Origin of the sequence: Staphylococcus gallinarum (assembly GCF_000875895.1) — a bacterium.
In the GTDB taxonomy this organism is placed as follows: Bacteria; Bacillota; Bacilli; order Staphylococcales; family Staphylococcaceae; genus Staphylococcus; species Staphylococcus gallinarum.
The window spans coordinates 1-241 of sequence record NZ_JXCF01000194.1 but is presented as its reverse complement, the minus strand read 5'-3'; the positions used below and the strand labels follow the sequence as shown (position 1 = coordinate 241).

The window sequence follows — 241 nt, the reverse complement described above, 5'->3', positions numbered from 1 at the left end:
TGAGTTTCAACCTTGCGGTCGTACTCCCCAGGCGGAGTGCTTAATGCGTTAGCTGCAGCACTAAGGGGCGGAAACCCCCTAACACTTAGCACTCATCGTTTACGGCGTGGACTACCAGGGTATCTAATCCTGTTTGATCCCCACGCTTTCGCACATCAGCGTCAGTTACAGACCAGAAAGTCGCCTTCGCCACTGGTGTTCCTCCATATCTCTGCGCATTTCACCGCTACACATGGAATTC

General features: G+C 52.7%; 1 rRNA gene. It reads right to left on the bottom strand.

From position 1 onward, the window contains the following. Positions 1 to 241: ribosomal RNA gene (locus SH09_RS14030) — 16S ribosomal RNA — on the bottom strand; the annotation flags it as partial.